The sequence below is a fragment of the Streptomyces sp. NPDC107500 genome, from assembly GCF_055582785.1.
This window is the reverse complement of record NZ_JBVJPF010000003.1, coordinates 54,395-80,128: the sequence shown is the minus strand read 5'-3', so window position 1 is coordinate 80,128 and position 25,734 is coordinate 54,395. Positions and strand designations below refer to the sequence as shown.

The 25,734-nt window shown below is 71.9% G+C and carries 24 protein-coding genes; 9 read left to right on the top strand and 15 right to left on the bottom strand.

From position 1 onward, the window contains the following. Nucleotides 1-21: 21 nt before the first annotated feature. Both ACZ67M_RS11940 and ACZ67M_RS11935 read left to right on the top strand, forming a co-directional pair. Nucleotides 22-396, top strand: a complete 375-nt coding sequence (locus ACZ67M_RS11940) for a F0F1 ATP synthase subunit epsilon (protein ID WP_064729863.1) — start codon at nucleotides 22-24, stop codon at nucleotides 394-396. A 129-nt stretch (nucleotides 397-525) separates the two neighbouring features. Next, entirely contained in the window at nucleotides 526-975 is a 450-nt protein-coding gene (locus ACZ67M_RS11935) for a DUF2550 domain-containing protein (RefSeq protein WP_392010717.1), read from the top strand. A gap of 9 nt (nucleotides 976-984) precedes the next feature. On the opposite strand, the gene ACZ67M_RS11930 is transcribed toward ACZ67M_RS11935, so the two are convergent. The 3 genes from ACZ67M_RS11930 to ACZ67M_RS11920 all read right to left on the bottom strand — a co-directional run bounded on the left by ACZ67M_RS11930 (nucleotide 985) and on the right by ACZ67M_RS11920 (nucleotide 4,766). Continuing rightward, complete coding sequence (locus ACZ67M_RS11930) at nucleotides 985-2,808, bottom strand: glycoside hydrolase family 18 chitinase (protein ID WP_361646898.1); 1,824 nt, start codon at nucleotides 2,806-2,808, stop codon at nucleotides 985-987. A gap of 123 nt (nucleotides 2,809-2,931) precedes the next feature. After that, the gene (locus ACZ67M_RS11925) at nucleotides 2,932-3,573 is read right to left on the bottom strand and encodes a response regulator (RefSeq protein WP_392234829.1); all 642 of its coding nucleotides are present in this window, start codon (nucleotides 3,571-3,573) and stop codon (nucleotides 2,932-2,934) included. Then, nucleotides 3,570-4,766, bottom strand: a complete 1,197-nt coding sequence (locus ACZ67M_RS11920; protein WP_469850764.1) for a sensor histidine kinase — start codon at nucleotides 4,764-4,766, stop codon at nucleotides 3,570-3,572. Before ACZ67M_RS11920 ends, ACZ67M_RS11925 begins: the two co-directional genes overlap by 4 nt. A gap of 152 nt (nucleotides 4,767-4,918) precedes the next feature. Between ACZ67M_RS11920 and ACZ67M_RS11915 the strand changes: the two genes are divergently transcribed. After that, entirely contained in the window at nucleotides 4,919-5,554 is a 636-nt protein-coding gene (locus tag ACZ67M_RS11915; protein WP_361351571.1) for a hypothetical protein, read from the top strand. On the opposite strand, the gene ACZ67M_RS11910 is transcribed toward ACZ67M_RS11915, so the two are convergent. The 3 genes from ACZ67M_RS11910 to ACZ67M_RS11900 form a co-directional block, all read right to left on the bottom strand. Continuing rightward, nucleotides 5,551-6,123: a cob(I)yrinic acid a,c-diamide adenosyltransferase gene (locus ACZ67M_RS11910; protein ID WP_226484933.1), complete on the bottom strand. Its 573-nt coding sequence runs from the start codon at nucleotides 6,121-6,123 to the stop codon at nucleotides 5,551-5,553. The two genes, ACZ67M_RS11915 and ACZ67M_RS11910, sit on opposite strands and share 4 nt — an antisense overlap. A 13-nt stretch (nucleotides 6,124-6,136) precedes the next feature. Then, nucleotides 6,137-6,886 carry an ABC transporter permease gene (locus tag ACZ67M_RS11905; protein WP_122616260.1) on the bottom strand — a complete coding sequence of 250 codons (750 nt, stop codon included), beginning with the start codon at nucleotides 6,884-6,886 and terminating at the stop codon, nucleotides 6,137-6,139. 90 nt (nucleotides 6,887-6,976) lie between these two features. Further along, entirely contained in the window at nucleotides 6,977-7,759 is a 783-nt protein-coding gene (locus tag ACZ67M_RS11900; protein WP_361351565.1) for an ABC transporter ATP-binding protein, read from the bottom strand. An 81-nt stretch (nucleotides 7,760-7,840) separates the two neighbouring features. On the opposite strand from ACZ67M_RS11900, the gene ACZ67M_RS11895 reads away from it, so the two are divergent. The 4 genes from ACZ67M_RS11895 (at nucleotide 7,841) to ACZ67M_RS11880 (ending at nucleotide 12,809) form a co-directional block, all read left to right on the top strand. After that, the gene (locus ACZ67M_RS11895; RefSeq protein ID WP_392010733.1) at nucleotides 7,841-8,482 is read left to right on the top strand and encodes a TetR/AcrR family transcriptional regulator; all 642 of its coding nucleotides are present in this window, start codon (nucleotides 7,841-7,843) and stop codon (nucleotides 8,480-8,482) included. Between the two features lie 136 nt (nucleotides 8,483-8,618). After that, nucleotides 8,619-9,467, top strand: coding sequence for a 3-hydroxyacyl-CoA dehydrogenase family protein (locus ACZ67M_RS11890; RefSeq protein ID WP_469850763.1), 849 nt, complete (start codon nucleotides 8,619-8,621; stop codon nucleotides 9,465-9,467). A gap of 173 nt (nucleotides 9,468-9,640) precedes the next feature. Further along, entirely contained in the window at nucleotides 9,641-9,964 is a 324-nt protein-coding gene (locus ACZ67M_RS11885) for an STAS domain-containing protein (RefSeq protein WP_003973611.1), read from the top strand. 226 nt (nucleotides 9,965-10,190) lie between these two features. Beyond that, nucleotides 10,191-12,809 carry an ATP-binding protein gene (locus ACZ67M_RS11880; RefSeq protein ID WP_469850761.1) on the top strand — a complete coding sequence of 873 codons (2,619 nt, stop codon included), beginning with the start codon at nucleotides 10,191-10,193 and terminating at the stop codon, nucleotides 12,807-12,809. 85 nt (nucleotides 12,810-12,894) lie between these two features. On the opposite strand, the gene nucS is transcribed toward ACZ67M_RS11880, so the two are convergent. Further along, on the bottom strand, nucleotides 12,895-13,566 hold the full coding sequence (nucS, locus tag ACZ67M_RS11875; protein WP_064729874.1) for an endonuclease NucS: 672 nt from the start codon (nucleotides 13,564-13,566) through the stop codon (nucleotides 12,895-12,897). A gap of 279 nt (nucleotides 13,567-13,845) precedes the next feature. Here nucS and ACZ67M_RS11870 point away from each other — a divergent pair, with 279 nt between their 5' ends. Next, nucleotides 13,846-14,238 carry an SCO5389 family protein gene (locus tag ACZ67M_RS11870; protein ID WP_055421911.1) on the top strand — a complete coding sequence of 131 codons (393 nt, stop codon included), beginning with the start codon at nucleotides 13,846-13,848 and terminating at the stop codon, nucleotides 14,236-14,238. Between the two features lie 79 nt (nucleotides 14,239-14,317). Here the strand turns inward: ACZ67M_RS11870 and ACZ67M_RS11865 are convergent, their stop codons facing one another. Beyond that, entirely contained in the window at nucleotides 14,318-15,346 is a 1,029-nt protein-coding gene (locus ACZ67M_RS11865; protein WP_392010740.1) for an LLM class flavin-dependent oxidoreductase, read from the bottom strand. Between the two features lie 202 nt (nucleotides 15,347-15,548). On the opposite strand from ACZ67M_RS11865, the gene ACZ67M_RS11860 reads away from it, so the two are divergent. Next, on the top strand, nucleotides 15,549-15,881 hold the full coding sequence (locus ACZ67M_RS11860; RefSeq protein ID WP_361351553.1) for an ATP/GTP-binding protein: 333 nt from the start codon (nucleotides 15,549-15,551) through the stop codon (nucleotides 15,879-15,881). Nucleotides 15,882-15,887: 6 nt separating this feature from the next. On the opposite strand, the gene ACZ67M_RS11855 is transcribed toward ACZ67M_RS11860, so the two are convergent. From ACZ67M_RS11855 to mce, 7 genes are all read right to left on the bottom strand, one after another. Further along, a complete protein-coding gene (locus ACZ67M_RS11855) occupies nucleotides 15,888-16,757 on the bottom strand; it encodes an ABC transporter permease (RefSeq protein WP_385803116.1) in 870 nt (289 codons plus the stop codon). Next, complete coding sequence (locus ACZ67M_RS11850) at nucleotides 16,754-17,983, bottom strand: ABC transporter ATP-binding protein (RefSeq protein ID WP_469850758.1); 1,230 nt, start codon at nucleotides 17,981-17,983, stop codon at nucleotides 16,754-16,756. The genes ACZ67M_RS11855 and ACZ67M_RS11850 overlap by 4 nt, the downstream gene beginning before the upstream one ends. Before the next feature lie 141 nt (nucleotides 17,984-18,124). Then, complete coding sequence (locus ACZ67M_RS11845) at nucleotides 18,125-18,895, bottom strand: ABC transporter permease (protein ID WP_385803112.1); 771 nt, start codon at nucleotides 18,893-18,895, stop codon at nucleotides 18,125-18,127. 2 nt (nucleotides 18,896-18,897) lie between these two features. Then, nucleotides 18,898-19,878 (bottom strand): ABC transporter ATP-binding protein, encoded by a 981-nt coding sequence (locus ACZ67M_RS11840; RefSeq protein WP_392010747.1) that lies wholly within the window; start codon nucleotides 19,876-19,878, stop codon nucleotides 18,898-18,900. Nucleotides 19,879-19,974: 96 nt separating this feature from the next. Then, on the bottom strand, nucleotides 19,975-20,910 hold the full coding sequence (locus ACZ67M_RS11835; RefSeq protein ID WP_122616272.1) for a coiled-coil domain-containing protein: 936 nt from the start codon (nucleotides 20,908-20,910) through the stop codon (nucleotides 19,975-19,977). Nucleotides 20,911-21,117: 207 nt separating this feature from the next. After that, on the bottom strand, nucleotides 21,118-25,032 hold the full coding sequence (gene scy, locus ACZ67M_RS11830; protein WP_469850755.1) for a polarized growth protein Scy: 3,915 nt from the start codon (nucleotides 25,030-25,032) through the stop codon (nucleotides 21,118-21,120). Nucleotides 25,033-25,265: 233 nt separating this feature from the next. Next, nucleotides 25,266-25,706, bottom strand: coding sequence for a methylmalonyl-CoA epimerase (mce, locus tag ACZ67M_RS11825; RefSeq protein WP_361351535.1), 441 nt, complete (start codon nucleotides 25,704-25,706; stop codon nucleotides 25,266-25,268). Nucleotides 25,707-25,734 lie beyond the last annotated feature (28 nt).

The following is a 25,734-nucleotide window of genomic DNA, read 5'->3' as shown; positions in this document are numbered from 1 at the left end:
GTGGTGACCCGAGGAGCCACCTTGGCTGCTGATCTGCACGTCGCGCTGGTCGCGGCCGACCGAGAGGTCTGGTCCGGCGAGGCCACCCTGGTCGTCGCGCGCACCACGTCCGGCGACATCGGCGTCATGCCCGGTCACCAGCCGCTGCTCGGTGTGCTGGAGTCGGGCCCGGTGACCATTCGTACGAGTGACGGTGGGACGGTCGTCGCCGCGGTGCACGGCGGTTTCATCTCGTTCGCCGACAACAAGCTGTCCCTGCTGGCCGAGATCGCCGAGCTGTCGGACGAGATCGACGTCCAGCGCGCGGAGCGGGAGCTCGAGCGCGCGAAGGCGGAGGGCGACGCCCACGCCGAGCGTCGCGCGGACGTCCGACTGCGCGCGGCGGCGGGGCGCTGATCGACGGCGCTGTGCTATGACGTGACTCAGCCGCGGCTGGGACCGGAGCAATCCGGACCCGGCCGCGGCTGAGGCAGATCCGGGTGTTTTTTCCGTTCCGTTACCTAGGAGACGAGGAGGTCGGTGTCGATGGTCCTCGCTCTGACTGTGTGCGGAATTGTCGTCGCCCTGGTGGTGATCGGGCTCTTCGTCTTCGGTCTGCGCCGCCGGCTGATCCAGCGGTCGGGCGGCACCTTCGACTGCTCCCTGCGCTGGGACGCGCCCAAGGAGGGCGACGACGCCGGCGGCAAGGGCTGGTCCTACGGCGTCGCCCGCTACAACGGCGACCGGGTCGAGTGGTACCGCGTCTTCTCGTACTCCCCGCGCCCCCGTCGCGTCCTGGAACGCTCCGCGATCGAGGTGGCCGGCCGCCGGGTGCCCGACGGCGAGGAGGAGATGGCGTTGCTCTCCGACGCCGTGGTCCTGGCCTGTCTGCACCGGGGCACACGGCTCGAACTGGCGATGAGCGAAGACGCGCTGACCGGATTCCTCGCGTGGCTGGAGGCAGCCCCGCCCGGTCAGCGCGTCAATGTTGCTTGAGGGTGCTCGTTACTTCAGGCCGCTGTTGATGGCGCTCACCAGCTCGCCGTTCGCGGTGTCACCGCTGAACTCCCAGAAGAAGGCGCCGCCCAGGCCCTGGTTCTTGGCCCAGGTCATCTTGCCCGCGATGGTCGACGGGGTGTCGTAGGACCACCACTGGTTGCCGCAGTGCGCGTACGCCGTGCCGGCGACCGTGCCGGTGACGGGGCAGGCGTTCTTCAGGACCTTGTAGTCCTCGATGCCGGCCTCGTAGGTGCCGGGTGCCGCGCCGGTCGCCGTGCCGCCGGGGGCCGACTGGGTGACGCCGGTCCAGCCGCGGCCGTAGAAGCCGATGCCGAGCAGGAGCTTGGCGGAGGGCACGCCCTTGGCCTTGAGCTTGGCGATCGCGTCCGCGGAGTTGAAGCCCGCGGTCGGGATGCCGGAGTACGAGGTCAGCGGGGAGTGCGGGGCGGTCGGGCCGGTGTTGGCCCAGGCGCCGAAGTAGTCGTACGTCATCACGTTGTACCAGTCGAGGTACTGGGAGGCGCCGCCGTAGTCGGCCGCGTCGATCTTGCCGCCGCTGGAGCCGTCCGCGGTGATGGCCGCGGTGACCAGGTAGTTGGAGCCGAACTCGTTGCGCAGCGCCTGGGAGAGGTTCTTGAAGGCCGCGGGACCGGAGGTGTCGCAGGTCAGGCCGCAGGCGTTCGGGTACTCCCAGTCGATGTCGATGCCGTCGAAGACGTCGGCCCAGCGCGGGTCCTCCACCACGGCCTTGCAGGACTTGGCGAACGCCGCCGGGTTCTGCGCGGCCTGGCCGAAGCCGCCGGAGTAGGTCCAGCCGCCGAAGGAGTACAGCACCTTGATGTGCGGGTACTTGGCCTTCAGCTGGCGCAGCTGGTTGAAGTTGCCGCGCAGCGGCTGGTCCCAGGTGTCGGCGGTGCCGCTGACGGACTGGTCGGCGGTGTAGGCCTTCTCGTACGCGGCGAAGGTGTCGTCGACGGTGCACTGGCCGTTCTTGACGTTGCCGAACGCGTAGTTGATGTGGGTGATCTTCGAGGCGGAGCCGGAGGTCACCAGGTTCTTGACGTGGTAGTTGCGGCCGTAGATGCCCCACTCGGTGAAGTAGCCGAGGTTGACCTTGCCGCTCGGGCCGGGCTCGCCCCCGCCGCCGCCGGTGGTGCGGACCTGGACGGCGCCGCTGGCCGGTCCGGTCTGGTCGGCGGTGTCGCGGGCCTGGACCGTGTACGAGTAGTCGGTGCCCTTGGTGAGGCCGGTGTTGGTGTAGGTGGTGCCGGTGACGGTGGCGACCTTCGTGCCGTCGCGCAGGACGTCGTAGTTCTTGATGCCCTTGTCGTCGGTCGCCGCCGACCAGGACAGCTTCACCGAGGTGTCGGTGACGTCCGAGGCGGTGGGGGTGCCGGGGGCGGAGGGGGCCGCGTCGCCCGGGGTGGACCCGCCGTCACAGCTGCCGCCGTTGAGCTTGCAGTTGGAGGGGGAGCCGGGGCCGCTGCCGTTGAAGCCGAAGGAGACCGAGGCGCCGGGGGCGAGCGTCCCGTTCCAGCCGACGTTCTTGGCGGTCCAGTGGTCGCCGGAGTTGGTGACCGTTGCGTCCCAGGCGGAGGTGACCTTGGTGCCGGAGGGGAAGTCCCACTCGACGGTCCAGGAGCTGATGGACGTGGTGCCGGTGTTCTTCACCGTCCAGTTGCCGCCGAAGCCCGTGCCCCAGTCCGAGGTCTTGCTGAACGTGGCCGTGGCACTCGTCGCGGCCTGGGCCGGACTCGCCAGGCCGACCAGTCCGGCCAGCGGGAGTGACAGACACGCGACGAGGGCCGCGACTCTGTGTCTGAAGCGCATGCTGCGCCTCCTTATGTGAGGTTGTGTTGTGGCCATGACTGAGCCTCATGTCCACAGTGCCGCGAGAATAGAAAGGTCTGGACCTTAGGTCAATAGGTCTGGACCAGTGGGGGGCGCTTCCTCCTAGATCCCCAACTCCTGTGCGAGCACCGCTGCTTGCACGCGGCTGCGCAGTGACAGCTTCCCCAGCAGGCGGCTGACGTGCGTCTTCACCGTGGCCTCCGCCATGTCGAGACGCTCGGCGATCGCGGCGTTGGACAGGCCCTCGCCGAGGCAGGACAGCACCTCGCGCTCCCGCCGGGTCAGCTCCCGCAGCCCCGCCGGGTCGGCGGCCGGATCCCGCACCGGCTTCGCGGCGAACTCCGCGATCAGGCGCCGGGTGACGGCCGGGGCGACGATGCCCTCGCCGCCCGCCACCGTGCGCACGGCCGTGAGCAGGTCCCGGGCCTCCGTGTTCTTCAGCAGGAACCCGGCGGCTCCCGCCCGCAGCGCCCCGAAGACGTACTCGTCCAGGTCGAAGGTGGTCAGCACCAGCACGTCGGCCAGCCCCTCGCCGACCACCATCGCGGTCGCCGCCACACCGTCCATGCGCGGCATCTGAACGTCCATCAGCACCAGGTCGGGGCGCAGCTCCCGGGCCAGCGCCACCGCCCGCTCGCCGTCCGCGGCCTCCCCGACTACCTCGATGTCCGGTGCGCTGCCGAGGATCAGCACCAGTCCCGCCCGCACGGCGGACTGGTCCTCGGCGACGACGACGCGGATCATGCCAGGTCTCCTTCGGTCAGGGGCAGCACGGCGCACACCGCCCAGATCTTGCCGCCCGGTGCGCCGGGGTCCGCCACCGCCCCGGCCTCGAAGCTGCCGCGCAGCAGCGCGGCACGCTCCCGCATGCCGACCAGACCGGCGCCGGAACCGGGCACCCGGGGGGTGTCCCGGCCGCCGTAGGGGCTGGTCACGCGCACCCGCAGGGCCGTTTCGTCGCGGGTGAGCCGGACCAGGACCGTCCCCGGCGAGCCGTGTTTGAGGGCGTTGGTCAGGGACTCCTGCACGATCCGGTACGCGGCCAGCTCGACCGGCGCGGGCAGGTTCTCGCCGGGGGCCGCGTCCAGCGTGACGTCGAGGCCGTTGGCGCGGGCGCCGTCGACGAGCGCGCCGAGTCCCTCGAGGGTGGGGGCGGCGGCCGGTTCGGTGTCCCCGCCGTCGTCCCGCAGGATGCCGATCAGGCGGCGCATCTCGGCCAGCCCCTCCACGCTGTTCTCGCGGATCACACCGAGCGCCTGCCGGGTGGTGGCCGGGTCGTCCAGGGAGAGCGCGGCGGTGGAGTGGATGGCGATCGCGGAGAGGTGGTTGGCGACCATGTCGTGCAGCTCGCGGGCCATCCGGGAGCGTTCCGCGGTCACGGCCTGGACCCGGTCCATCTCGGCCAGCAGCGCCGTCTGCTCGGCCCGCAGCAGGGCCGCGTCGGCGGCCTCGCGGTGGTTGCGCACGATCAGTCCGGTGGAGGCGGGCGCGAAGGACACGATCCCGACGGCGACCCCGATCAGCAGCGCCTCGGGCTGCCGCCACAGGGCGAACGGCACGACCGTCCCGGCCACCGTGAGCAGCCCGGTGATCCAGGGGATGCGGCGGGCCGAGGCGGGCGGGCCGTAGAGCACGGCGGCGTACATCACGTCGGTGTACATGATCACCGTGACCAGGCTGCCCTGGGTGAGCGTGTCCCCGATCAGCGCGGCGGTGCCGATCAGCAGACCGGTGCGGGGAGCGGAGCGGCGCAGCAGTTCGCAGGCCGCCATGACCACGAGCGGGACCAGCAGCGGCCACTTGCCGTCGAACAGCACGACCGGCTCGTCGGCCGGACGCACACCCAGCCCGATGCCCCACAGCAGCAGGCCGCCGAGCAGTCCGGCCGCGGCGGCGTAGCAGTCGAAGCGGCGCGGGCGGGGGAGTCGTGCGGCCATGTCCCCATCCAACACGGCCCGCAGCCCGCCCGCCTGATGCCGGCGAAGGGTCCCGCACTGCATCTTTCGATGTACCGGAGGTTCGTCACCGGCGACGACGATCCGGGGCGGACGGCACGGGAGCCTGGAAGGGCGATCGAGAGGAGCGAACCGTGATCGTCACCCTGATCATCGTCTGCGAGATCGGCTTCTGGGTGCTGCTGGCGGCCGGGCTGTCCGTCCGCTATCTGCTGCGGATGCCGCGCACGGGCATGGCGCTGCTGCTGTGCGAGCCGCTGCTGGAGGTCGTGCTGCTGGTGGTCACCGCGCTGGACCTGAAGAACGGCGCCGACCCGAGCTGGAAGCACGGCCTCGCGGCGCTGTACATCGGCTACACCGTCGGCCACGGCCACCGCACCGTGAAGTGGCTCGACGGCCACGCCGCCCACCGGATCGGCGGCGCCCCCAGGCCGGCCGGGCCCCCGCGCTACGGCATGGCCCGCGCCCGGCACGAGGGCAGGGTGTGGCTCGGCACGCTGCTCGCCGCCGCGGTGGCGACCGGGCTGCTCCAGATCGCCATGTGGTACGTCGACGACCCGAGCCGCACCACGTCCCTGGAGAGCTGGCAGTACACGGCCTGGCGCGCGGCAGGCATCCACGGCCTGATCGCCCTCACCTACGCGATCTGGCCGAAAAAGGCCCCGTCAGGACAGCGCCCCGAAGGGGCGCGGGGAACTGCGCGCCCAGCCACGACGGACCCGCAGCCGTACGACGACACGGCCCCCCGCCCCACCGAGCGGAGCGTCTAGCGCTCGCCCCCCGGCACCCACAGCACGTCCCCGACCTCCTTGTTCGCCGTGCGGGCCAGGATGAACAGGAGGTCGGAGAGGCGGTTGAGGTAGGTCGCGGTGAGCGGGTTCATGGTCTCCCCGTGGGCCTCCAGGGCCGCCCAGGTCGAGCGCTCGGCCCGCCGCACCACCGTGCACGCCTGGTGCAGCAGCGCCGCGCCGGCCGTGCCGCCGGGCAGGATGAAGGAGCGGAGCTTCTCCACCTCGGCCAGGTAGCGGTCGCAGTCCGCCTCCAGCTTGTCGACGTAGAACTGCTCGACCCTGAGCGGCGGGAACTCCGGGTTCTCCACCACCGGCGTCGACAGGTCCGCGCCCACGTCGAACAGGTCGTTCTGGACCCGGACGAGGACCTTGACGACGTCCTCCGGCAGACCGCCCAGGGCGATGGCCGTGCCGATCACCGCGTTCGCCTCGTTGGCGTCGGCGTAGGCGGAGATCCTGAGGTCGGTCTTCGGGACCCGGCTCATGTCACCGAGGGCGGTGGTGCCCTGGTCGCCGGTCCGGGTGTAGATGCGCGTCAGGTTGACCATGGGGCCAGCCTAGTTACGCACCGGCGCTCCGGAACACGCGTGTGCCCACCGTCACGGCCAGTGCGGTGAACGCGAGCGCCACCAGCGTGCCGTACAGCATGTGCGCCGTCGCGTAGCTGCCGACGTAGGCGTCCCGCACGGCGTCGACCAGATAGCGGAACGGCATCAGGTGCGACAGCACGTCCAGCCATGCCGGTCCCAGCGTCATCGGCAGCATCAGGCCGGACAGCAGCATCGACGGCATCGTGAGCGCGTTGACGGCGGGCCCGAACGACTGCGGCGTGCGGACCTTCATCGCCAGCGCGTACGAGAGGGACGCCAGTGACACCGTGAGCAGGGCGACGAACGCGAAGCCGATCAGCACCCCGGCCAGCGGCGCCCGCAGGCCCATCACCACGGCCGCCAGTACCAGCAGCACCGCCTGGAAGGCGAAGACCGTGGCGTCCCGCAGCACCCGGCCGAGCAGCAGCGCCAGTCGGCTGACCGGAGTGACGCGCATGCGTTCGACCACGCCCTGACCGTTCTCGATGATGACCGAGAAGCCGGCGAAGGAGGCGCCGAACAGCCCCAGCTGGAGCAGCAGGCCCGGCACCAGCACCTGCCAGGAGCTGCCCCGCCCGCCGAGCGGCAGATCGGTCAGCAGGGGGCCGAAGAAGAGCAGGTACAGCAGCGGCATCAGCACGCCGAACAGCAGGGCGAAGCGGGAGCGCAGGGACTGGCGCAGGTAGCGGCCGTAGATGAGCGCGGTGTCGTGGAACAGCATCGGTCAGCCTCGGATCTCGGGGTGCGGTACGGCGGCTAGGGGCTTCTGCGGAGGCGGCTTGGGGCTTCTGCGGGGGGTGGCTCGGGGTTTCTACACGGCCACGGGCGTGGCGTCGGCCGGCGCGGCGCCGCGCCCGGTGATGGCGAGGAAGGTGTCCTGGAGCGTGGCGTCGGCCGCGCCGCCGTACTCCCGCTTCAGAGCGTCCGGTGTGCCCTCGGCGACCACCACCCCGCCGTCCACGACGACCAGCCGGTCGGAGAGCGCGTCGGCCTCGTCGAGGTAGTGGGTGGTGAGGAAGACCGTCGTGCCCTGCTCGTCGCGCAGCCGCCGCACCAGGTCCCACAGGTCGGCGCGGCTGCCCGGGTCGAGCCCGGTGGTCGGCTCGTCCAGGAAGAGGACCTTCGGACGGTGCGTGAGCGCCATCGCGATGTCCAGCCGCCGCCGCTGACCACCGGAGAGCGCGCCGCACTTGCGGTCGAGCAGCGCGCTGAGGTCCAGGTCGCGGGCGAGCTCTTCCGCGCGCTCCTCGGCCCGCGCCCGGGGCAGCCGGTACAGGCGGCCCTGGGTGACCAGCTCCTCCCGCACGGTGATCTGCGGGTCCACCCCGCCCGACTGCGCCACGTACCCGCAGGCCCGGCGCACCCCCGCGGGGTCGGCCGCCAGGTCGTGTCCCGCGACGGTGGCCGCGCCGCCGGTGGGGGCGAGCAGCGTCGTGAGCATCCGCAGGGTGGTGGTCTTGCCGGCGCCATTGGGTCCCAGGAAGCCGAGGATCTCGCCCTCGCGGACGGTCAGGTCGATGCCGCGCACGGCCTCGACCGGGCCGCGCGCGGTCGTGAAGGTCCGGGCCAGGCCGGCCGTACTGATGATTGCCATGCGCCCCAGAAAAACAGAGTCACTTAAATTTTGCAATGGCCCCAATTTTCTAGCGGCACCAGCGAAGCCTAGGATGGGCGCATGGCCGAGGGACTCAGGGAACGGAAGAAGCGGCAGACCCGGCAGTACCTCTCGGACGTCGCCACGGGGCTGTTCCTGGAGCGCGGCTTCGAGGCGGTGACGGTCGCCGAGGTCGCGGAGGCCGCGAACGTCTCCGTGAACACCGTGTACAACTACTTCCCGGCCAAGGAGGACCTGTTCCTCGACCGCTCCAAGGGCGTGGTCGACCGGCTGTCGCGCTGGGTGCGCGGACGGGGCGCCGGAGAGTCCGCCGCGTACGCCGTCCTGCGCGAGCTGCGCGACGAGGTCGAGTCGGTCTCGCCGCGCGTGGGCCTGATGGACGGGTACGCCGGATTCATGAAGGTCGTGCACGAGTCGCCCGCCCTGCGGTCCAGGATGTGGGCCATCGGCCAGGAGGTCCTGGCCAATCTGGAGGTGACCCTCAGGGAGGAGACCCGCGCCGCGGCCGACGACCCGCTGCCCGCCCTGATGGCCGGTCAGATCAACTGGCTGCACGGCACCGTGATGATGGGAATCGGCCGGCGCATGGTCGCCGGGGGCAAACCCGCCCAGGTCTCCCGCGAGATGCTCCTGCTGCTGGACGAGATGGAGGAGCTGCTGAGTGAGAAGGTGCTCAACTACGCCGTACGGGGCGCGGAGTGACACCCGAATGACACACGTCGGTGTGATGTCCGTCATGTGAGACGTGACGCGCGTTACTAACCGGTCACACAGCCCCTCACGCCCGCTAATCTCCGGCCGAGAGACCAAGGACAGCTTGTATCAGGGGAGTCGCACAGTGGCACGGAAGCTCGCCGTCATCGGAGCCGGCCTCATGGGGTCCGGCATCGCCCAGGTCGCCGCACAGGCGGGCTGGGACGTCGTCCTGCGGGACGTCACCGACGAGGCGCTGCGGCGCGGCACGGACGGCATCCGCACCTCGTACGACAAATTCGTCGCCAAGGGGAAGCTGGCGGCCGAGGAGGCCGACGCCGCGCTCGCGCGGATCACCGCGACCACCGACCTGGACGCCGTCGCGGACGTGGACGTGGTCGTGGAGGCCGTCTTCGAGAAGCTAGAGGTCAAGCACGAGATCTTCCGAGCGCTCGACAAGCTGGTGAAGGACGGGGCGATCCTCGCGTCCAACACCTCCGCCATCCCGATCACCAAGATCGCGGCCGTGACGGAACGCCCCGAACGGGTCGTCGGCACCCACTTCTTCTCGCCGGTCCCCATGATGCAGCTGTGCGAACTGGTGCGCGGCTACAAGACCAGCGACGAAACGCTCGCCACCGCACGTGAGTTCGCCGAGTCCACCGGCAAGACCTGCATCGTCGTCAACCGCGACGTCGCGGGCTTCGTGACCACCCGCCTCATCTCCGCCCTCGTCGTCGAGGCCGCGAAGCTGTACGAGTCGGGTGTCGCCACCGCCGAGGACATCGACCTCGCCTGCAAGCTGGGCTTCGGCCACGCCATGGGGCCGCTGGCCACCGCCGACCTGACGGGCGTCGACATCCTCCTGCACGCCACGGGCAACATCTACACCGAGTCCCAGGACGAGAAGTTCGCCCCGCCGGAGCTGATGCGCCGGATGGTGGACGCCGGTGACATCGGCCGCAAGAGCGGGCAGGGCTTCTACAAGCACTGAAGTCCCATCGGCCCCGGGAGACATCACACGCCGGGGTGAATTCGGTATCGGTTCGCTTACAGGCGGCAACCTCCGGTCGTTCCGGCCAGTCAGAGGATGCAACACCTGATACCGCCGAGAGATCACGTCGAAGAATCGAAGAGACGAACAAGGACGCACGCCGGGGAGCGCATATGCACATCAGGGGCGACCACGTCGAGCTGGTCGTCGGGGGCCGCCTCGACGTCCGCAGCGCGGCGGACGCCCGTACGGTCCTGCACTCGGCCGTCGACGACGGAGTCGGCGACCTGGTGCTCGACCTGTCAGAGCTGGACTCCTGGGACGCCACCGGACTCGGCGTGATCATGGGGGCCCACCGGCGGGCCGGCCGCTGCGGCCGGCGGCTGGTGCTGCGCGGAGTACCTCCGCAGATGCAGCGCCTGCTGGTGGCCACCCGGCTGCACAGGATCCTGGCCATCGAGGGCGGCATCGGCGTGGAGACCCTGCCCAGGGTGTGACGTCCCGTGCCCGACACACCCAATCCTCACGAGACCGTGACGTCTCGGGCGGGGCGGTACCCCGGGCTGTCGTAGATACTGAGCGAAGGTTTAGGGTCTGGCTGCCCGCACTTTTGCGAACCCATCGGCGGGACCGGACCAGAAGCGACAGCGCGGTGTGCGGCAAGGCCGGGAGGGTGGTCCCGACCGGGGCCCTGCACACGACGCTTTTGGGGGGCTTGAACCGATGGACCCGAACACCCGGGGACCCGAGGAGTACGGCCACGATGGCGACACGCCGCGCCCGCGCCCTCCCAGGGATCCCCTCACCTCCGACTTCGGACAGCCCGCGCTCGCCCGCACGGTGCAGCTCGTCTCCGGCGACTTCCTGCTCACCGTCAACCCCGTCGACGGCAGCGAGATCGAGGTCTGCCCGCCCGCCGAACGGCCCGCCCGCCCGGAGAAGCTCACCGCGGCCGAACGCGCGGAGACGGCCCGCGCCGCCCTGCCGCCCGTCCCGCCGGGGCCCACCAAGACCGTGCTGGGGCTGCTGGCCCGCGAGGACGAACGCGAACGCCTCGTACGACTGCTCGCCCGCGGCCGCTCCGTCCGCCTCACCGGCCCCGGCGGCTCCGGCCGTACCAGCCTCCTCGACCTCGTCGCCGAGGACTGCGCCGGCCTCGCGCCCGACGGCGTCGTCCGCCTGAACGGCTTCCACCGCACCGCCGACGACCTGCTCCACGACCTCTTCTACGCCGTCCACCGCGCGCCGCTGCACCGCCCGGGCCGGGAGGAACTGCTCGGGCACCTGCGCGAGGTCGGCGCCGTCGTCGTCCTGGACGACATCGAGTTCGGCGGCACCGCCCTCGACGAACTGCTGGAGGCCACCCCCGAGTGCGCCTTCCTCATCGGCGCCACCCCGGACGTGCCCGCCCCCTCCGCCGACTCCGCCGTCGAGGAGGTCTTCCTCACCGGCCTGGACCGCTCGGACGGCGTGGAACTGCTGGAGCGCGCCGCCGGCCGCGGTCTCACCGAGGAGGAGGCCAACTGGGCGGGCGACCTCTGGTTCGAGTCCGAGGGCCTGCCCCTGCGCTTCGTCCAGGCGGGTGCCCTGCTGCGCCGCCGTGACCGGCTGCGGGCCGGCGCCGACGCGGTGGACGAGTTCGGCGTCTTCGCCGACGCCCGCCCGGCCGACGACGACACGCCCTACGACGCCGCCGAGGCCGACGCAGGAGACGTGTCGCCCCTGCCGTCCCTCGGCGAGGCCGCCGCGCCCGCGCCGCTGCTGGCCTCCCGGCTGAGCGCCTCGGCCCGCGCCACCCTGGAGTTCGCCGTCGCGCTCGGCGGCGAGCTGCCGCACCAGGCGCATCTGCCCGCGCTGGTCGGCGACACCCACGCGGACGCCGCCCTCGGCGAGCTGGCCGACTGCGGACTGGTCTCGCCGGTCGGCTCCCGCTACCGGCTGGCCGCCGGTGTGCTCACCCAGCTGGAGAGCGGCGGCTACACCGACGGCATGGGGGCCCGTGCGCTGGCCGCCGCCCAGCACTACGCCTGGTGGACCGGGCACCCCTCGGTCACCCCGGAGCGGGTCTGCGCCGAGGCCGACGCCGTCCTGGCCGCCCTCGCGGTACTGGTGCCGACGACGACCCGGACCGCGGACGACGAGGAGAGCCCCGCCGTCCAGCTGGCCCGCACCGCGGCGCCCGCGTTCGCCGCCGGGCTGCACTGGAGCGCCTGGGAGCGGGCCCTGCGGGCCGGCACCGAGGCCTCCCGGCTCGCCGGGGACGTCGCCGAACAGGCCTACTTCCACCACGAGCTGGGCGTCCTCGCCCTCTGCGAGGACCAGCTCGACCGGGCCCGCGCCGAGCTGGAGGCCTCCATCGGCCTGCGCGGCGCGCTCTCCGACAAGCACGGCGCCATCGCCGGCCGCCGTGCCCTCGCCCTGGTCGCCGACCGGACCGGGGACACCCCCGGCCTGGGCAGCGGCGCGGGTGCCTTCGCTGCCGTGGGGGCCGCCGCCGGACTCGGCGTCGTCGGCGCCGGCCTCGGCCCGACGGCGGGGGAGGAGGTGCCCGACGCCCGGCACGAGGAGTCGGCGTCGCCGTCCGCGGGCGTCCCCGCGCCCTTCCCGCCGCTCCAGCCGCCGCCGCAGTCCCCGACCCTGGTCACCAGCCGCGAGCATGCCGAGGAGCCGTCCCGCACGGTCGGCAGCGGCATCAAGGGCTTCGCCCGGCGCAACCTGGTGGCCGCCGGGGCGGGCGCGCTGCTCGTCGCCGTGCTCGGCACGGTGGTGACGCTCGGCGCCACCTCCGAGAACGACCCGGGCGACCCCTCCAACGAGGTCGGCGTCAACCCCTCGGCCAGCCAGGGCATCGACGACGGCGGCATCGGCGCGGACCGGCCGTCCGACGACGGCCAGGGACAGGGCACCACTGGCCGGCCGAGCGACTCCGGCACGCCGGACGCCCCGACCCCCTCCGAGTCGGGGCGGACCTCGCAGTCGCCGAGCAGCCCGGGCAGCACCGGCGCCCCCGGCGGCGACGAGAGCCCGGACGACCCGGACTCGCCGGACACGCCCACCAAGTCGCCCAGCTCGCCGACGACGAAGCCGACCTCGCCGAAGCCGACGGACACCGAGCCGACGGAGCCGACGCCCACGGATTCCGAGCCGACCTCTCCGGAGCCATCGGAGAGCGAGACCACCTCGCCCTCGGAGCCGGAGACGTCCGACACCGCCAGCGGTCCGGTGACGCCGACCAGCGCGGCCGGCTCCCCCGGGGACACCCCGAGCGCCTCGCAGAGCAGCACGGGTACGGGTACGGGTACGCCGAGCGGCTCGGAGCAGACGACCGAGCAGATCATCTGAGGTCCGTGCCAGACAGGCACACAGGAGGGCCGGGTCCGCGTGCCGGACCCGGCCCTCCCGTATGCCTGTCGTGGGTGAAGCCCGCTCAGAACAGCCGCAGCTTGTCGTCCTCGATGCCCCGCATGGCGTTGTAGTCCAGCACCTGGCAGCCGATGCCGCGGTCCGTGGCCAGTACCCGGGCCTGCGGCTTGATCTCCTGCGCGGCGAACACGCCGCGCACCGGGGCGAGATGGGGATCGCGGTTCAACAGCTCCAGATAGCGCGTGAGTTGCTCCACGCCGTCGATCTCGCCGCGCCGCTTGATCTCGACCGCGACCGTCCCGCCGTCGGCGTCGCGGCACAGGATGTCGACGGGGCCGATGGCCGTCATGTACTCGCGGCGGATGAGGGTGTAGCCCTCGCCCAGCGTCTCGATGCGGTCGGCGAGCAGTTCCTGGAGGTGTGCTTCCACGCCGTCCTTGATCAGGCCGGGATCGACGCCCAGTTCGTGCGACGAGTCGTGGAGGACCTCCTCCATCGTGATGATGAGCTTCTCGCCCGCCTTGTTGACGACGGTCCAGACGCCCTCCTCCTCGCCCGTGCCCTCCTTCAGGGTGCAGGGCGGCGACATCCAGTTGAGGGGCTTGTAGGCCCGGTCGTCGGCGTGGATCGAGACGCTGCCGTCCGCCTTGACCAGGATCAGGCGGGGCGCCGAGGGCAGGTGGGCGGTGAGCCGCCCGGCGTAGTCGACGGAGCAGCGGGCAATGACGAGACGCATGGTCGGCAACGCTACTCGACGTGCCCGGCCCGACGCGATTCGCCCGTACCCGGACGCCCGGTGGGCTGTCCCACTTCTCCCATTGGCCCCGGCTTGCGCACTGGCCGATTGTGCGCCTACGGGATGGTGTCCATCTCGGCATTCTCCTGGTGCGGTCACGATCGGTTGCTTACGGTATTGAACGGGAGGTCGCGAACTGTGTACGCAGCGTGTTCAAAATCGCGGACTCCCTCAACTGTCCGGCAACCCCCGCCCGTCGGGGGTGCGAGAGGAGAACCCATGTCGCTCGACGTCTCACCGGCCCTACTCGAACAGGCCGAGCGAGGCGAGGTCGACGAAGCAGCCTTCGTCGACTGCGTCCGGACTTCCCTGCCCTACGCATGGGAGATGGTCAGCTCCCTGGTGGCACAGCTGAAGGTCGACGGCGGTGCGTTCGCCGACAACCAGACGCCTCCGCCGGACGAGCAGGCGCGCGGTCAGCTGCTGCGTGCGCTCGCGAGTGACGCCATACGCGGCGCACTGCAGCGGCACTTCGGGGTGCGGCTGGCCTTCCAGAACTGCCACCGGGTGGCGGTGTTCCCGTTGGACTCCTCTGTCGACGAGAAACTGACCCGCTTCACCTCGGTGCGCAGCCAGGTGCTGAACCAGTCGCCCGAATTCCGCGACTGCTGACGCCACGATCGTCCGCTTGCCGCTCCGTACGCGGGAGGTGCAGTTCTGTACCGGAGCGGCAAGCTCCCCGCCCATGGCCTCAGCCGAGCTGGGGGAGTACCTCGGCGCCGAGTCGCCGTACGTTGTCCTCGGTCGCCGCGAGGTCTCCGGAGCCCTCGACGAGCAGCGCGAAGCGGGAGATGCCGGTGCGCTCGGACGTGGCCGCCAGCCGGTCCGCGCAGAGCCGGGGCGTGCCCACCGGGTGCAGGCCGCAGAGCAGTTCGGTGTACGCGTGCGGGTCGCGCATCTGCCGGGCGCGGCCGTCCACCGTGACGTGCGCGCCCAGCCCTTGGCGCAGCCAGCCCGGCATCGCCTTGAGCAGGGTCTCCGCAGCGTCCGTGCGCCGGTCGGCGATCTGGCAGACGCCGGCCGACACATGGGCCGCGGCGGAGACCTCTGCGTCCGGGCGTCCGGCCGCGCGGGCGTGCCGCCGCCACAGGGCGACCATCTCCGCCTTCTCCTCGTCGCCGACGTGCATGCCCAGCAGCATCGGCAGCCCCCGCTCGGCAGCCATCCGCACGCTCGACGGCGAGGTGCAGGCGACGACGACCTCCGGGCCCGCCGCCTCCGAGAGGGCCTCCGAGGGGCGCGGCACGACGGGCACCTCGCGGAAGCTGAAGCGTTCCCCCGAGGCGCCGACGGCCGGTTCGCGCAGCCAGCGCACCAGGAGGTCGAGCGACTCCGGAAACCCCTTCTCGTACGCCTCCAGGCCCGCGCCGAAGACCTCCAGGTCCACCCACGGGCCGCCCCGGCCCACGCCCAGCGAGAAGCGGCCGCCGCTCGTGACGTGCAGCAGCGCGGCCTGCTCGCCGAGCGCCACGGGATGGACGGTGGGCAGCACGCTGACCGCGGTGCCGACCCGGATGCGCCGGGTGCGGCCCAGCAGCAGCGCGGCCAGCGTCACGGCCGACGGGCACGTGCCGTACGGCACGAAGTGGTGTTCGGCCAGCCAGACCGCGTCGAGCCCGGCCTCCTCGGCGACCTCGGCCGAGCGGACCGCGCGGTGCAGCGCCTCCCCCTGACCCTGGCCCGGGAACTGGGCCCCCAATACGAAACTTCCAACGCGCATTGCCTTTTCCTGCTTCCTCGGCCCCGACTCGGAGCTCCCCCACACGGCATAACCGCCTGACACGTGCCGAGGACACGGCCGGACGGAGGATTTTCCGGATTGTCTGCAGAATCGGTCGTCGTGGAAGGGGCCGGGTACCCCGGTCCGTACCGCGTAGGCTGGATGCCGCCCGTACTTCCTGTATAGCTCCGTGAGGTGTCCCGTGTCCCCGCGTCGCAACCGACCGAAGGAAGCCGCTTCGTCCGGCCGGAGCGCCGAGGACGACGGCGCCGGCCGCTACGGAGGCTGGCAGTCGTCGGAGGACTGGCAGGGCGAGGAGTGGAACGTACGGCACGTGGCGGGGGCGAGCGCGCAGGGGAAGTCGTACCGCTGCCCGGGCTGCGACCAGTTGATTCCGGACGGCGTCCCGCACGTGGTGGCCTGGCCGGCGCACTCGGGGGTCGACGACCGCCGGCACTGGCACAAGGCGTGCTGGAACGCGAAGGACCGCCGCACCACGCGGGTGCAGCGGTCCCGTAGCGCCCCGAAGTTCTGAGCCGGGTCAGACGTCCCGCTTCTCCAGCAGGGCGAAGGCGCCGGCGAACGCGGCCGCGGTCACGCCGAGCACGATCCACAGCGGGTCCCAGCCCGAGGGGCCGGACTCGGACAGCGAGTTGGCGTAGAAGATGCTCATCTGGTTCGGGATCGAGTACTCGAACAGCGCCTGCTGCACGTCCTTCAGGGACTCCGAGAACATGAACAGCGCGATCACCAGCGGCGCGAGCAGCACGCCGATCATGATCGTGATGGCGCCCGCCGAGTGCCGGATGACCGAGCCGACGGCCAGCGAGAGCAGGCCGAGCAGCGCGATGTACAGCGAGACGCCGACGGTGCCCTTCAGCCACTCCGAGCCGGTGGGCTCGGCCGCGCCGTTGCCCTCCAGCATCGCCACGTGCGCGAGGGCGACCAGCGTCGCGGAGACCAGGGTCACCACGAAGGCGACCAGGAAGAAGACGATCGCCTTCGCCGTCAGCACCCGGCCGCGGCTGGGGCACGCGGTCATCGTCGTACGGATCATGCCGGTGCCGTACTCCGAGGCGGTGGTCATCACGCCGAGCGTGATGACGCAGATGCTTCCCAGCAGCAGCCCGAAGAAGCCGAGGCTCAGCGCGCTCTCGCCGGCCAGGTCGGAGGACGAGTTCGCCACGACCACGCCGGTCAGCAGGCCGATGCCGATGACCAGCAGGACGAACACGCCCAGCGTCCACATCGTGGAGCGCACCGACTTGATCTTCGTCCACTCGGAGGCGAGCGCGTGCGCGAGGCTCGTGCGCACCACCGGGATCGGCGACGTGTAAGTCGGGTACGGCGAACCGGGCGCCGACTGCCAGTCGGGGGCGGCCTGAGGGGTCGGGGGCTGGGGCGTGCTCATCGGGCGTCCTCGGGCTTGGTCGGGTCGGTGACGGGGGCGGCGGCGGGCGGCGCCGGGGCCGGAGCGGCGGCCTGAGGCGCCTGCGGGGCCTGCGGCGCCGCGTACGGGTTGGCAGACTGCGCGCCGGGCGCGGCCGGGGCGCCGTACGGTCCCGCAGGCGCTTGGCCCGGCGTGCCCTGCGCCGCGAAGGGCTGACCGCCCTGCTGGGGCGGCGGCGGGGCGTACCAGCCGGGCTGGCCCTGGCCGGGCACCGGCATCGGCGGCTGCGCGCCGGGCGGCAGCGGCTGCTGGAGCCCCGCCTTCTGGTCCGCGGTCGACCGGTAGTCGACGGCGCCCTGCGTCATCCGCATGTACGCCTCCTCCAGGGACGCCTGGTGCGGCGACAGCTCCCACAGCCGCACGTCACTGCCGTGCGCGATGTCGCTGATGCGGGGGAGCGCGAGGCCGGTCACGCGCAGCGCGCCGTCCTGCTCGGGCAGCACGTGGCCGCCCGCCTCGGTCAGCGCGGAGGTCAGCTTCTCGCGCAGCTGCGGGTCGGTGTCCGGCGTCCGCACCCGCGCGAAGTCGGCGGAGTTGGCCGAGATGAACTCCGTCACGCTCATGTCGGCGAGCAGCTGGCCGCGCCCGATGACGATCAGGTGGTCCGCGGTCAGTGCCATCTCGCTCATCAGGTGCGAGGAGACGAAGACGGTACGGCCCTCCGCCGCGAGCGCCTTCATCAGGTTGCGCACCCAGTGGATGCCCTCGGGGTCGAGGCCGTTGACCGGCTCGTCGAAGAGCAGCACCTGGGGGTCGCCGAGCAGCGCCGCGGCGATGCCGAGCCGCTGGCCCATACCGAGCGAGAAGCCCTTCGAGCGCCGCTTGGCCACGTCCTGGAGGCCGACCACGCCGAGTACCTCGTCCACCCGCCGGGCGGGGATGCCGGAGAGCTGGGCCAGGCTCAGCAGGTGGTTGCGGGCGGACCGGCCGCCGTGCACCGCCTTGGCGTCCAGCAGCGCGCCGACGTGCCGCGCGGCGTTCGGCAGCCTGCGGTACGGGTGGCCCCCGATCGTCACGTGACCCGCGGTGGGGTTGTCCAAGCCGAGGATCATCCGCATCGTCGTCGACTTGCCCGAGCCGTTGGGCCCGAGGAAGCCGGTGACGGCACCGGGCCGCACCTGGAAGGAGAGGTTGTACACGGCGGTCTTGTCGCCGTATCGCTTGGTCAGGCCGACAGCCTCGATCATGCTCCGCACCCATCGAAAGGTTCAGGACAGCAGGGCACACGCCCCCGTAAGGCTTAGGAGGATATCCACGCGCTGACGGTTCCGTTCAAGCCAGGGCAAAATCCGACGCTCCACGGAACCTTTTCAGCACCGGTCGAGGACCTAGGCGTCCCGTCGTTTCAGCACCACGTACCCGCCGACGAGGGCCGCGATCACCCACAGGACCATGATCCCGAGGCCGCCCCAGGGGCCGTAGGGGACGTCGTCGTCGATCGGGGTGACCACCTGCATGATCTTGCTGCCGGCCTGGTCGGGCAGGAAGCGGCCGACCTTCTCGGTGGCCGGGACGTTGCCCAGGATGTTGGAGATCAGGAAGAAGAACGGCATCAGGATGCCCAGCGACAGCATCGGCGAGCGCAGCATCGCGGCGACGCCCATCGAGAACATCGCGATGAGGGTCATGTAGAGGCCGCCGCCGATCACCGCGCGCAGCACACCCGGGTCGCCGATCGACGCCTTGAGGTCGCCGAGCATGGCCTGCCCGAGGAAGAAGGTCGCGAAGCTGGTGATCATGGCCACGACGAAGGCGAGCGCGGTGGCCACCGCGATCTTGCTGAACAGGAAGCTGCCGCGCCGCGGCACCGCCGCCAGCGAGGTGCGGATCATTCCGGAGCTGTACTCGTTGCCCACGACCAGCACGCCGAACACGATCATCGCCAGCTGGCCGAGGCTGGTGCCGGCGAAGCTGATGAAGGTCGGGTCGAAGGAGAGCTGGTCCCGCTGGCTCATGCTGTCGAACTCGCTCTTCGACAGCGCTGAGATCAGCATGCCGAGGGCGATGGTGACGACCACGGCGAGGGACAGCGTCCACACCGTGGACGCGACCGAACGGATCTTGGTCCACTCCGACCGGACGACCTGTGCCGTCGCCATGCTCATCCCCTCTTCCAGTCGCTGCCCCACGGCTGCTGCTGTTGCTGTGGTTGCTGCGGCACCGCGCCGGGCGGCTGCCCGTCGTGCGCGTGGTACTCCACGGACTCCGCCGTCAGCTGCATGAACGCCTCCTCCAGCGAGGCCCGCTGCGGGCTCAGCTCGTGCAGCACCACCTGGTTGCTCGCCGCCAGCTCGCCGACGGCCTCCGACTTGTCGCCGTCCACCTCCAGCACCTCGGCGCCGGTGTCGACGACCTCGATGCCGGCGCCGTGCAGCGCGTCGAGCAGCCGCTCGCGGTGCGGGGTGCGGATCCGGACGTAGCTGCGCGAGTTCTCCGCGATGAAGTCGGCCATCGAGGTGTCCGCGAGCAGCCTGCCCTGGCCGATGACCACGAGGTGGTCCGCGGTCAGCGCCATCTCGCTCATCAGGTGCGAGGAGACGAAGACCGTGCGCCCCTGCGCGGCCAGAGTCTTCATCAGGTTGCGGATCCAGTGGATGCCCTCGGGGTCGAGGCCGTTGACCGGCTCGTCGAACATCAGGATCCGCGGGTCGCCGAGCAGCGCCCCGGCGATGCCGAGCCGCTGTCCCATGCCGAGGGAGAACCCCTTCGTCTTCTTCCTGGCGACCGCCGACAGCCCCACCGTGTCCAGCACCTCTCGCACCCGGGTCGCCGGGATGCCGTTGCTCTGCGCGAGGCACAGCAGATGGTTGTAGGCGCTGCGCCCGCCGTGCCACGCCTTGGCCTCCAGCAGCGCCCCGATGTACGTCAGCGGGTCGGTCAGCTGGTCGTAGTGCTTGCCGTCGATCCGCACGTCCCCGGCGGTCGGCCGGTCCAGGCCCAGCACCATGCGCATGGTCGTGGACTTGCCCGCCCCGTTCGGGCCGAGAAAGCCCGTGATGATGCCGGGTCTGACGGTGAAGGAGAGATTGTTGACCGCCACCTTCTCGCCGTACCGCTTGGTCAGCCCCTCGAGCTCGATCATGGCGCCCACGCTAGAACGGGACGAGGCCCACTGCCACCCCAGTGACAGAAGGCCTCGTCCTTGTTCCGTTTGTGTTCGGCCGCGGGACGTCCCGCGTCAGCGGGACTGCTGGGCCGGCACCCCGCGGGAGACCGACTCGTCCTCGGCCGGCGTACCGGCTGCGGCCACCGCGGCGCCCGTGAGGGTCGCCAGCATCTCGCGCACGTTGGTGAGCTGCGCGTTGATGGAGTCGCGGCGGTTGGTGAGGGCGGCCAGCTCGCGCTCCGACTCCGAACGGATCCGGTCGGCCTTGGCGTTGGCGTCGGCCACGATGTCCTCGGACTGGCGCTGCGCGGTCTCGACGGTCTGGCGGGCCCGGCGCTCGGCGTCCGTGCGCAGCTTCTCCGCCTCCAGGCGCAGCTGCTCGGCGCGGTGCTCGATCTCCGCGAGGCGCTTCTCGGCCTTGGCCTGACGGGAGGCCAGGTCGCGCTCGGACTGCTCGCGGCGCTTGGCGAGGTTCGTCTCGAAGTCGGCGGCGGCCTGGGCGGCCTTGGCGCGGGTCTCCTCGAAGAGGGCGTCCGCCTCCTCGCGCTTGGACTGCGCGTCCTTCTGCGCCTCGGAACGGAGCTGCGAGGCGTCGCCCTTGGCCTTCTCGACGATCCGGACGCCCTCGTCCTCGGCCTTGGCCTTGCGCTCCGCGGCGTACGACTCCGCGTCGTTGCGCACCTGCTGGGCCGACGACTCGGCCAGCTCGCGGTGCTGCTCGGCCGCGCGCCGGGCCTCCTCGCGCAGGTCCTTCGCCTCTTCCTCGGCGAGCCGCAGGATCTTCTCGACCCGGGCGCCGAGACCGGCGTACGACGGCTCGGCGTCGTTGACCTGGGCCTGGGCGTTCTGGGTCTCGAGGTGAAGCTCCTCGATGCGCTTTTCCAGAGCGGTGATGCGGGCGAGAGCGCTGTCACGGTCGGAGACGAGCTTGGAGATGCGTTCGTCCACCTGAGCGCGGTCGTACCCACGCCGCACAAGCTCGAAGCCGTAGGGGGAAGTGTCGCTCATGGGGTTCCTGTCGAAAGAGACCGGGTGAGGTGATAGAGGGAATCCTAGGCGCCAATGCGGTGTGTCATCGAGCGGATGCGCGTTTGATACGGAGAATGACACCTCTTTTGAGTGGCTGACCCGCGGATGGCTTGCCAAAGTTCTGGGCAAGGGTCCGGTCAGGAGTCAACCAAAGATCTCCAGGAGACACCGAATCCGCTCCGCGCGCTAGCCGTCTGACGACTTGCCACCCGAACGTGGGGCGCCCACCGTGGCTCCGGCCTTCACGCCGTTCTCCTTCGCGCCCCCCGGCGTCTCGAAGGACTCCAGCGCCTCCAGCACGTCCTGCACCCGGGAGATCTCGGCGTTGATGTCCTCGCGGCGCCGCACCAGGATCTCCAGCTCGCGCTTGCCCTCGTCGACCGTGCGCCTGGCCTCCTGGACCGCCTCGGCCTTCAGCTCCTCGGCCTCCCGGACCAGGGTGGCCTTCTTCTGCTCGGCCTCCTTCAGCAGCCCCTCGGCCTTCTTGACGGCGGCGATGCGCACCTTGCCCGCCTCGGAGTTCGCCTCCGACACCAGCTCCTTGGCCTTCGCCTCCGCCTTGGCCAGCTGCTCCTCGGCGGCCTTGATGAGCGCGTCGCAGCGGTCGCCCGCCGACTTCATGGTCTCCGCGGCCTCGCGGCGCGCCCGCTCGTGCAGTTCCTCGATCTCGGACGTGAGACGCTCGCGCAGCTCCTCCGCGCGCTCCCTTATGGCGGTCGCGTCCCGGCGGGCGCCGACCAGCAGCTCGTCCGCGTCCGTACGGGCCTTCTCCACCCGGGTGTTGCCCTCGACCGTCGCCTCCGAGACGAGCCGGTCGGCCTCCGCGCGGGCCGCGCCGACCATCGTGTCGGCCTGCGACTCGGCCTCCGCGGTGGTCTTCTGGGCCTGCTGCTGCGCCTCGGAGAGCAGCTTGTCGGCCTCGGACGTGGTCTCCGTGATGAGCGTGTCGACCTGCTCGGCCGCCTCCGAACGCCGCTTGTTGGCGTCCTTGCGGGCCTCGTCCAGGGTGCGGTCGGCCTCCTCGCGGGCGGCCGTGGTGACCCGCTCCGCCTCCGCCGCGGCCTCGGCACGGACCCGGTCGGCCTCGGTGCGGATCCGCTCGGCGTGCTGCTGGGCGGACCCGACGGTGTCGGCGGCCTCGGCCCGCAGCCGCTCCGCCTCCCCGGTGGCGTCCGACAGCAGCCGCTCGGCGCGGGCGCCCGCCTCGGCCCGCACCCGCTCCGCCTCGCTCGACGCCTCGGTACGGACGCGCTCCGCCTCCGCGACCGTCTCCGTCCGGATCCGGTCGGTCTCGGCCGCCGTCTGCGTGGTGAGCCGCTCCGCCTCGGCGCTCGCCTCGGTGATCAGGGTGTCCGCCTGCGTCGCCGCGTCGGAACGGATGCGGTTGGCGTCCTCGCGGGCGTCCGCCCGGGTGCGCGACGCCGCCTGCTCGGCCTCGGCGATGGCGTCGGAGGCCTCGGTGCGCACCCGCTGGGCGTGCTCCGAGACGTCGGTGCGGATCCGGTCGGCCTCCGTGATGGCCTCGGACACCGTCCGCTCGGCCAGCGTCTTGGCGGCCTCGGTCTCCTCGCGTGCCTCGCGCCGCAGCCGTCCGGCGTCCTCGGCGGCCCGCTCACGCTCGGCGTGGGCGTCGGCGCGGACCCGGTCCGCCTCCTGCTCGGCCTCGTGCCGGGTGCGCTCCGCCGCGTGCTCGGCGGCGCTGCGCAGTCCGGTGATCTCCTCCTGGGCCTGCTCGTGCAGCCCGGCGACGGAGTCCCGCACCTGCTGCGCGTGCTGCTCGGCGGCCGACACCATCTCGGTCGCGCGCCGGTCGGCCTCCTCGACCAGCCGGACCGCCTCGGTCTGCGCCTCCTCCACGCGGTTGCGCGCCGAGGCCAGCAGCTCCTCGCTCTGCTCGCGGGCCCGCTCGCGCTCCTGGTCGGCCTCCTGCCGGGCGGACCCGAGCAGTTCCTCCGCCTCGCGGCGGCGCCGGGCGGCCTCCTCCTGGGCGGCGCCCAGCGCCTCCGACGCCTCGGCGGCGATGCGCTCGGCGGCGGTCTGCGCCTCCGCGCGCACCCGGTCGGCGCTCTCCTGCGCCTCCGACTTCAGCCGCTCGGCCTCGGCGGCCGCCTCCGACCGCAGCCGTACGGCGACGGACTCGCCCTCCGCGCGGGAGGCGGACGCGTCGGCGGCGGCCTCGGTGCGCAGTCGCTCGGCCTCCGTCTCGGCCTGCTGCTGGAGCGTACGGATCCGCTCCGCGGCCTCGGTGCGCAGCCGTTCGCTCTCCTCGGCGGCCTCCCGGCGCAGCCGCGCACCCTCCTCGCGGGCCTCGGTCAGCGCCTCCTCGGCGGCCGTGCGGTGCTCCTCGGCCTCCGTGTGCAGCCGCGTCAGGTCCTCGGCGGCCTCCGCCCTGCGGGCCTCGACGGCGCGCTCGGTCTCCTCGCGCAGCTCGCGGGCGGCCCGCTCGGCCTCCGCCTGGAGCTCCTCGGCGCGCTCGGCGGCCTCCGTGCGGTGCCGCTCGGCCTCCGCGCGGGTGCGCTCCAGGGTCTCCTCGGCCTGCCGGCGCAGGGTGGTGGCCCGCTCGATGGCCTCGGTGCGGACCTTCTCGCTGTCCGTCGTCGCGGTCTGCCGCAGTTCGTCCGCGTCCGCCTTCGCCTTGGCGAGCAGCTCCTCGGCGGTCTTCGCCGCCTCCTCGATCTGCGCCACGGCCTCCTTGCGGGCCTCGGCGCGGATCTTCTCGCCCTCGGCGACCGCGTCGGCGCGCAGCTGCTCGGCCTCGCCGCGCAGCCGGCGCGCCTCCTCCTGAAGCTCGACCGTCTTGGCGCGGTACTCCTTGGTGTCGTCCTTCGCGGCGCCCTTGAGTTCCGTGGCGATGTCGTGCGCCTCGGCGCGCAGCCGGTCCGCCTCGGCCTCGGCCTCGGTGCGGATCCGCTCGGCCTCCTCGGTGGCGGCCTTCGTGGTCCGCCTGGCGTCCTCGGACGCCTTGTTCAGCACGTCCTCGGCGGTCTTGGCCGCCTTCGACAGCTGGGTGGCCGACTCCTCGGCGGTGAGCGTACGGGCCTTCTCGGCGGCCTCGGCGACGATCCGCTCGGCCTCGGCGCGGGCGTCCGCGACCAGCTGCTCGGCCTCGGACTTGGTGTTCTCGGCGTCCTTGGTGGCCTCGCCGACCAGCCGGGCGACCTGCTCCTTGGCGGTGCGGGTGCGCTGCTCGTTGGTGGCCTCGGCGCCGGCCAGCGCCTTGGCGGCGGCCTCCTTCGCCTCGGCGACGACCTTCTCGGCCTCGGTCTGCGCCTTGCGCAGCGCCTCCTCGGCCTCCGCCATGCGCCGCTCGGCGGTCCGGCTCAGCTCCTGCGACTGGCGCCGCGCGGACTCCGACTCGTCGGCGGTGGAGGTGCGCAGCTGCTCGGCGTGGTCGGTGGCCTCCTGGGCCTGCGTGGAGGCGGCGTTCAGCAGCCGCTCCGCGTCGGTGCGGGCGCGGCGCAGCAGCTGCTCGGCCTCGGCGCGGGCGCTCTCGGCGTCGTCGGTCAGCCGCTGCCGGGCCTCGGAGGTCAGCCGCTCGGCCTCGGCGCGGGCGCTGGCCAGGGACTGCTCGGCCTCGGTGCGGGACTCGTCGAGGAGGCGGCGGGCCTGCTGCTCGGTACGGGCGCGCAGCTGCTCGGCCCAGGCCACATTCTCGTTGACGTGCGACTCGACGGTCTGCCGGCGCTCGGCCAGCTCCTGGTCCAGCTGCTGGCGGCGGGTGACCGCCTCCTGGTGCAGCTCCGCCTGGAGCCGGGCGGCCTGCTCGGCGTGCTCCTGGAGGATGCGCTGGGTCTGCGCCCTGGCCTGGCTCAGTTCCCGCTCGGCGTCCGAGCGCAGCTGGTCGGCCTGCGTCTGCGCGTTGCGGAGCAACTGCTCGGCCTGGTACCCGATGTCACCGCCGTCGAAGGCGGGCCGGGACATGATGGTGCGCCGCGCCTCGTGCAACTTGGCGCGCAGCACCTCGACCTGGTAGCCGAGGTCCTCGGCGTGCTGGATCGCCTTTTCCCGCTCGGTCTTCAGCCGCTTCATCTCGGCCTCGAACCGAGAGAGGTGGTCGACGTCAGCCGCCGGCTCTCGCTCCTGGCTCTCGTAGCCCCGCACTGCGCGGTCCCATCCGTCCCCTGGTCGCAAATCTTCCCGACTGAGCTCCGTCCGTCCGACGGACGGGGCCCCCGGGGAATGGTGTCAGATCAACGGCGGGGCATGTGCCGCTGCCCCGTCGCCCGCCCCCCGAAACACGACCCCGGCGATCCCGCCGTCGCCGACGACAGGACCGGGTCACCCTGGATTGAGCGGCGACCGCACCCAACCCTACCGGCCCCTATGTACGGGAGTCAGTGCTCAGGTGACTCAACGGCCGCCGAAGTGACCAGTTCTGTCAGTACGCCATGGCAGTCCTTGGGGTGCAGGAAGGTGATCCGCGACCCCATGGAACCCCGCCGCGGCTCGTCGTACAGAACGCGTACGCCCTTCTCCCGGATGTCCGCGGCGTCCGCGTCGACATCCGCCGTACCGAAGGCGATGTGGTGGACGCCCTCGCCGTTCTTCGCGAGCCACTTGCCGACCGCGGAGTCCTCGCGGGTGGGCTCGAGAAGCTGGAGGTACGACGCGCCGCCGTCCGACGTATCGTTGATCTTGAGCATGGCCTCGCGGACACCCTGCTCCTCGTTGACCTCGGTGTGGAACACCTCGAAGCCGTAGGTGGCACGGTAGAACTCGACGGTGGAGTCGAGGTCGTGGCAGGCGATTCCGATGTGGTCGATTCGCGTCAGCATGGAACCAGTGCAGCGCTCCGGAGGTGGT

Coding starts and splice junctions, on each gene's coding strand:
- ACZ67M_RS11935 (WP_392010717.1), top strand. CDS start 526: ATGGTCCTCGCTCTGACTGTGTGCGGAATTGTCGTCGCCCTGGTGGTG.
- ACZ67M_RS11930 (WP_361646898.1), bottom strand. CDS start 2,808: ATGCGCTTCAGACACAGAGTCGCGGCCCTCGTCGCGTGTCTGTCACTC.
- ACZ67M_RS11925 (WP_392234829.1), bottom strand. CDS start 3,573: ATGATCCGCGTCGTCGTCGCCGAGGACCAGTCCGCCGTGCGGGCGGGA.
- ACZ67M_RS11920 (WP_469850764.1), bottom strand. CDS start 4,766: ATGGCCGCACGACTCCCCCGCCCGCGCCGCTTCGACTGCTACGCCGCC.
- ACZ67M_RS11910 (WP_226484933.1), bottom strand. CDS start 6,123: ATGGTCAACCTGACGCGCATCTACACCCGGACCGGCGACCAGGGCACC.
- ACZ67M_RS11905 (WP_122616260.1), bottom strand. CDS start 6,886: ATGCTGTTCCACGACACCGCGCTCATCTACGGCCGCTACCTGCGCCAG.
- ACZ67M_RS11900 (WP_361351565.1), bottom strand. CDS start 7,759: ATGGCAATCATCAGTACGGCCGGCCTGGCCCGGACCTTCACGACCGCG.
- ACZ67M_RS11895 (WP_392010733.1), top strand. CDS start 7,841: ATGGCCGAGGGACTCAGGGAACGGAAGAAGCGGCAGACCCGGCAGTAC.
- ACZ67M_RS11885 (WP_003973611.1), top strand. CDS start 9,641: ATGCACATCAGGGGCGACCACGTCGAGCTGGTCGTCGGGGGCCGCCTC.
- ACZ67M_RS11880 (WP_469850761.1), top strand. CDS start 10,191: ATGGACCCGAACACCCGGGGACCCGAGGAGTACGGCCACGATGGCGAC.
- nucS (WP_064729874.1), bottom strand. CDS start 13,566: ATGCGTCTCGTCATTGCCCGCTGCTCCGTCGACTACGCCGGGCGGCTC.
- ACZ67M_RS11870 (WP_055421911.1), top strand. CDS start 13,846: ATGTCGCTCGACGTCTCACCGGCCCTACTCGAACAGGCCGAGCGAGGC.
- ACZ67M_RS11865 (WP_392010740.1), bottom strand. CDS start 15,346: ATGCGCGTTGGAAGTTTCGTATTGGGGGCCCAGTTCCCGGGCCAGGGT.
- ACZ67M_RS11855 (WP_385803116.1), bottom strand. CDS start 16,757: ATGAGCACGCCCCAGCCCCCGACCCCTCAGGCCGCCCCCGACTGGCAG.
- ACZ67M_RS11850 (WP_469850758.1), bottom strand. CDS start 17,983: ATGATCGAGGCTGTCGGCCTGACCAAGCGATACGGCGACAAGACCGCC.
- ACZ67M_RS11845 (WP_385803112.1), bottom strand. CDS start 18,895: ATGGCGACGGCACAGGTCGTCCGGTCGGAGTGGACCAAGATCCGTTCG.
- ACZ67M_RS11840 (WP_392010747.1), bottom strand. CDS start 19,878: ATGATCGAGCTCGAGGGGCTGACCAAGCGGTACGGCGAGAAGGTGGCG.
- ACZ67M_RS11835 (WP_122616272.1), bottom strand. CDS start 20,910: ATGAGCGACACTTCCCCCTACGGCTTCGAGCTTGTGCGGCGTGGGTAC.
- mce (WP_361351535.1), bottom strand. CDS start 25,706: ATGCTGACGCGAATCGACCACATCGGAATCGCCTGCCACGACCTCGAC.